This window comes from Alloalcanivorax sp., from assembly GCF_964221125.1.
Classification (GTDB): Bacteria; Pseudomonadota; Gammaproteobacteria; order Pseudomonadales; family Alcanivoracaceae; genus Alloalcanivorax; species Alloalcanivorax venustensis.
Window position 1 is genome coordinate 1 of record NZ_CAXPXK010000007.1, and the last position, 4619, is coordinate 4619.

The window sequence follows — 4619 nt, forward strand, 5'->3', positions numbered from 1 at the left end:
GGCGAAATGGTGCCCGAGTTCGAGCAGATGATGGTGGAAACCCCGCCCGGCCAGCTGTCACCGGTGTTCGAAAGCCAGTTCGGTTGGCACTTCCTGCGCGTGGAAGAGACCCGGGAAGCGGACATGAGCGACCAGTTCCGCGAGCTGCAGGCCCGCAAGGCGCTGCAGAAGCGCCGCTTCGACGAAGAGCTGCAAACCTGGCTGCAGGAGCAGCGCGCGGAAGCCTACGTGGATATCCGCCTGCAATCATGAAACGGCGCCCGATCGCCATCACCGCCGGCGATCCGGCCGGCATCGGCCCGGACCTGCTGGCCGCGCTGCCCGCGGCCCTGCCGGACCTGCCCCTGGTGCTGCTCGCCGACCGTGACGTGCTGGCGGCGCGGGCCGCCGCGCTCGGCCTGGAACTGCCGTTGCCGGAATGGGCGCCGGGCCGGCCCGCGCCGGAGCACGGCGCCGTGCTGTGGCACTGTCCGGCCGGCGCCACCGTGACCGCCGGACAGCCTGACCCGGCCACCGGCGCCGGCACCCTGGCGATGCTGGAGCGGGCCGCCGACGGCTGCCTGGACGGCACCTTCGCCGCCATGGTCACCGCGCCGGTGGCCAAGAACATCATCTGTGACGGCGCCGACCCCGCCTTCACCGGCCACACCGAATTCCTGGCCGAGCGGGCCGGCGTCGACCAGGTGGTGATGATGCTTACCGCCGGCGACCTGCGGGTGGCGCTGGCCACCACCCACCTGCCCCTGGCGCGGGTGCCGGCGGCCATCACCGACGCCGCCCTGACGCGCACCCTGACCATCCTGCACGACGACCTGCGCCGCAAGTTCGCCCTGCCGCGCCCCCGAATTCTGGTGCTGGGGCTCAACCCCCACGCCGGCGAAGGCGGCCACCTGGGCCGCGAGGAACTGGATGTGATCATTCCCACCCTGGCGCGCCTGCGCGACCAGGGCCTGCAGCTGACCGGCCCGGTGCCGGCGGACACCGCCTTCCAACCGGACCTGCTGGCGCAACACGACGCGGTGCTCGCCATGTACCACGACCAGGGCCTGCCGGTGCTGAAATACGCCGGCTTCGGCGAGGCGGTGAACCTGACCCTGGGGCTGCCGTTCATCCGCACCTCGGTGGACCACGGCACCGCCTTCGACCTGGCCGGCACCGGCCGGGCCCGCGCCGGCAGCCTGCTGGCCGCCACCCGCCTGGCGGCGGATCTGGCCGCCCGCACCGAAGGCCAGGAGAGCCCATGAGCGAACATCGCGCCCGCAAACGCTTCGGCCAGCACTTCCTGCACGACGCCGAGATCATCGACCGGCTGGTGCGCTCGGTGGCGCCCCGCGACGGCGAGACCGTGGTGGAAATCGGCCCCGGCCAGGGCGCCCTGACGTTCCCGCTGCTGGAACAGGTGGCGCACCTGACGGTGGTGGAACTGGACCGGGACCTGATCGGCCGGCTGCGCGACCAGGTGCCGGAAGACCGCCTCACCATCCACCAGAGCGACGCCCTGCGTTTCGACTTCACCGCCCTCGCCGAGCAAGGCCCGTTGCGGGTGGTCGGCAATCTGCCCTACAACATCTCCACACCGCTGATTTTCCACCTGCTGGCGCAGACCGGCGCCATCGCCGACATGACCTTCATGCTGCAGAAGGAAGTGGTGGAGCGGCTCACCGCCGCCCCCGGCGGCAAGGATTACGGGCGCCTGTCGGTGATGGTGCAGTATCATTGTCAGGCGGATTACCTGTTTCCGGTGCCGCCCGGGGCGTTTCAACCGCCCCCCAAGGTGGATTCCGCCGTGGTGCGCCTGATTCCCTACGCCCGCCCGCCGTGGCCGGCGGATGACCCGGCCTGGCTGAGCCGGCTGGTGGCGCAGGCGTTCAGCCAGCGCCGCAAGGCGATCCGCAACAGCCTGAAAACACTGATCGCCCCGGAGGTGTTCGACACCGCCGGCATCGATCCCGGCCTGCGCCCGGATCACCTGTCCGTCGCGGACTACGTGACCCTGGCCAACGCCACCGCGCCGAAGCCGGGACCCGGAACAACCAAGGAGCCGACGCCATGACCGCCGTGGACGACACCGCCATCGATACCGACCGCTACCGCATGCAGGTCACCGTGGAAACCGAGTATCTGCCCGATCAGAGCGACGAGGACGGCCAGCGCTGGGTGTTCGCCTACCACATCCGCATCCTCAACCGGGGCGCGGTAACCGCGCGTCTGCTCACCCGTCACTGGGTGATCACCGACGGCGAGGAACGCTCCCGCGAGGTGCACGGTGAAGGCGTGGTGGGCGAACAGCCCAGCATCGCGCCGGGCCAGGAGTTTCATTACTCCAGCGGCGCCATCCTGGAAACCGAAGTGGGCACCATGGAAGGCAGTTACCAGATGATCGCCGAAGATGGCACCTGCTTCGACGCGGAAGTGCCCGCCTTCACCCTCGCCGTGCCGCGCGCGCTGCACTGAGGGGCCGGCCATGAGTACCTACGCGATCGGCGACCTGCAGGGCTGCCTGGCCCCCTTCGACGCCCTTCTCGATGAGATCGGTTTCAACCCGGACCGCGACCGGCTGCTGCTGGCCGGCGACCTGGTCAACCGCGGCCCGGACTCGCTGGGCGCCCTGCGCCGGGTGTACCAGCTGCGGGACAACGTCCGCGTGGTGCTGGGCAACCACGACCTGCACCTGCTGGCGGCGTCCCACGGCCACGCCGGCCTGAAGAGCAAGGACACCCTGCAGCCGATTCTGGACGCCCCGGACCGGGATGACCTGCTGGGCTGGCTGCAGAGCCGGCCGCTGCTGGTGGAGGTGCCCGAATTCCAGGCGGTGATGACCCACGCCGGCCTGCCGCCGCTGTGGCGGCTGGACGAGGCCCGCGCCCGCGCCCTGGAAGTGGAAACCGTGCTGGCGTCGCCGGACAAGGCCGAGGCGTTCTTCGCCAACATGTACGGCAACAGCCCCGCCGGCTGGCACGACGGCCTGGAAGGCACCGACCGCTGGCGGGTGATCACCAACTATTTCACCCGCATGCGCTTCGTCAACGACGCCGGCGAGCTGGACCTGGGCAGCAAGGGCGAGCCGGACCAGCCACCGGCCGGCTTTATGCCCTGGTTTGAACACCCACAGCGCCGTGAACGGGACGTCCGCGTGCTGTTCGGCCACTGGGCCGCCCTGGAGGGCCGCACCGGCACCGCCGGGGTGGAAGCCCTGGATACCGGCTGCGTCTGGGGCGGCTGCCTGACCGCCCTGCGCCTGGAGGACGGCCGCCGCTTTCAGTGCGCCTGCCACTGACCCCGCCCGGCGGCGCCGTCTTCGCGCGTTATTAACGCGCCCGCCACAATTGGTTTATTTATAAAAAAAGTTCCCGCCGGAAAAATTTTTTGCTTTTGACTTGGCTTTCGTTTTAGCGCCATGCTAGAACCGAAGTGATTCGATTCCGCCCGCTTAAGCCGCCGGCGCCAGCCCGCCGGCCAGGAGCGTCCGAATGCGTCAGGCGTGGACCCTTAGTCTCCTTTTTCGTGCCGCCGACCGGCACCGGGGCCCGCTTTTACCCTTTTCCCGTTCGTTCCCCTTGCGATTGGAACGAAACTCGCATGGTTTTTCCCCGAACACAGTTTTCACACGTATCGCCATACGTACTTGTCTCGCGGCACACCGCAGGCGCGGCACACCGCCAGGAGGGAGTAAAGCATGAGTATTCTCCGTCACTATCAGGCCCGGTTCGAAGCAGGCCAGGAAGACGAGATGTCCCTGGAAGAGTATCTCGCCCTCTGTAAAAGCGACCCCGGTGTCTACGCGTCCGCCCCCGAACGTATGCTGATGGCCATCGGCGAGCCGGAGCTGGTGGACACCTCCAAGGACCCCCGCCTGTCGCGGATTTTTTCCAACAAAATGATCCGCCGCTACCCGGCCTTCGACGAGTTCTACGGTCTGGAAGACGTAATCGAAAACATCGTCAGTTACTTCCGCCACGCGGCTCAGGGCCTGGAAGAGAAGAAACAGATTCTGTATCTGCTCGGCCCGGTGGGCGGCGGCAAGTCCTCACTGGCGGAAAAGCTCAAGGCGCTGATGCAGAAGGTGCCGTTCTACGCCATCAAGGATTCGCCGGTGAACGAATCGCCGCTGTGCCTGTTCGACGCCGAAGAGGACGGCCCGATTCTGGAAGAGGAGTACGGCATTCCGCGCCGCTATGTGCGCACCATCATGTCGCCCTGGGCGGTGAAGCGCCTGAAGGACTACGGCGGCGACCTGAGCCAGTTCCGCGTGGTGCGCCGCTACCCGTCGATTCTCGACCAGGTGGCGGTGGCCAAGACCGAGCCCGGCGATGAAAACAACCAGGACATCTCGTCCCTGGTGGGCAAGGTGGACATCCGCAAGCTGGAGGAATTCGCCCAGGAAGACCCGGACGCCTACAGCTTTTCCGGCGGCCTGTGCCGGGCCAACCAGGGGCTGCTCGAGTTCGTGGAAATGTTCAAGGCGCCGATCAAGGTGCTGCACCCGTTGCTCACCGCCACCCAGGAGGGCAACTACAACGGCACCGAGCACATGGGCGCGATTCCGTTCGACGGCATCGTGCTGGCGCACTCCAACGAAGCCGAGTGGCAGACCTTCCGCCACAACAAGAACAACGAAG

At 67.7% G+C, this 4619-nt stretch carries 6 protein-coding genes; all 6 read left to right on the forward strand.

Annotation, left to right across the window (positions count from 1 at the left end; all coding sequences use genetic code 11):
- The coding region (locus ACEQZD_RS00695) for a peptidylprolyl isomerase (RefSeq protein ID WP_370183383.1) at positions 1-252 on the forward strand (252 nt) is incomplete at its 5' end.
- Positions 249-1244 carry a 4-hydroxythreonine-4-phosphate dehydrogenase PdxA gene (pdxA, locus tag ACEQZD_RS00700; protein ID WP_370183384.1) on the forward strand — a complete coding sequence of 332 codons (996 nt, stop codon included), beginning with the start codon at positions 249-251 and terminating at the stop codon, positions 1242-1244. The genes ACEQZD_RS00695 and pdxA, both read left to right, overlap by 4 nt.
- On the forward strand, positions 1241-2053 hold the full coding sequence (gene rsmA / locus ACEQZD_RS00705; protein WP_142947303.1) for a 16S rRNA (adenine(1518)-N(6)/adenine(1519)-N(6))-dimethyltransferase RsmA: 813 nt from the start codon (positions 1241-1243) through the stop codon (positions 2051-2053). Before pdxA ends, rsmA begins: the two co-directional genes overlap by 4 nt.
- The gene (gene apaG / locus ACEQZD_RS00710; protein WP_142947304.1) at positions 2050-2454 is read left to right on the forward strand and encodes a Co2+/Mg2+ efflux protein ApaG; all 405 of its coding nucleotides are present in this window, start codon (positions 2050-2052) and stop codon (positions 2452-2454) included. Before rsmA ends, apaG begins: the two co-directional genes overlap by 4 nt.
- A gap of 10 nt (positions 2455-2464) precedes the next feature.
- Positions 2465-3277, forward strand: a complete 813-nt coding sequence (locus tag ACEQZD_RS00715; RefSeq protein WP_142947305.1) for a symmetrical bis(5'-nucleosyl)-tetraphosphatase — start codon at positions 2465-2467, stop codon at positions 3275-3277.
- A 399-nt stretch (positions 3278-3676) separates the two neighbouring features.
- The coding region (locus ACEQZD_RS00720; RefSeq protein WP_370183386.1) for a PrkA family serine protein kinase at positions 3677-4619 on the forward strand (943 nt) is incomplete at its 3' end.

Bases quoted from the DNA above. Each gene is read 5' to 3' on its own strand.
- pdxA (WP_370183384.1), top strand. From the start codon at position 249: ATGAAACGGCGCCCGATCGCCATCACCGCCGGCGATCCGGCCGGCATC.
- rsmA (WP_142947303.1), top strand. From the start codon at position 1,241: ATGAGCGAACATCGCGCCCGCAAACGCTTCGGCCAGCACTTCCTGCAC.
- apaG (WP_142947304.1), top strand. From the start codon at position 2,050: ATGACCGCCGTGGACGACACCGCCATCGATACCGACCGCTACCGCATG.
- ACEQZD_RS00715 (WP_142947305.1), top strand. From the start codon at position 2,465: ATGAGTACCTACGCGATCGGCGACCTGCAGGGCTGCCTGGCCCCCTTC.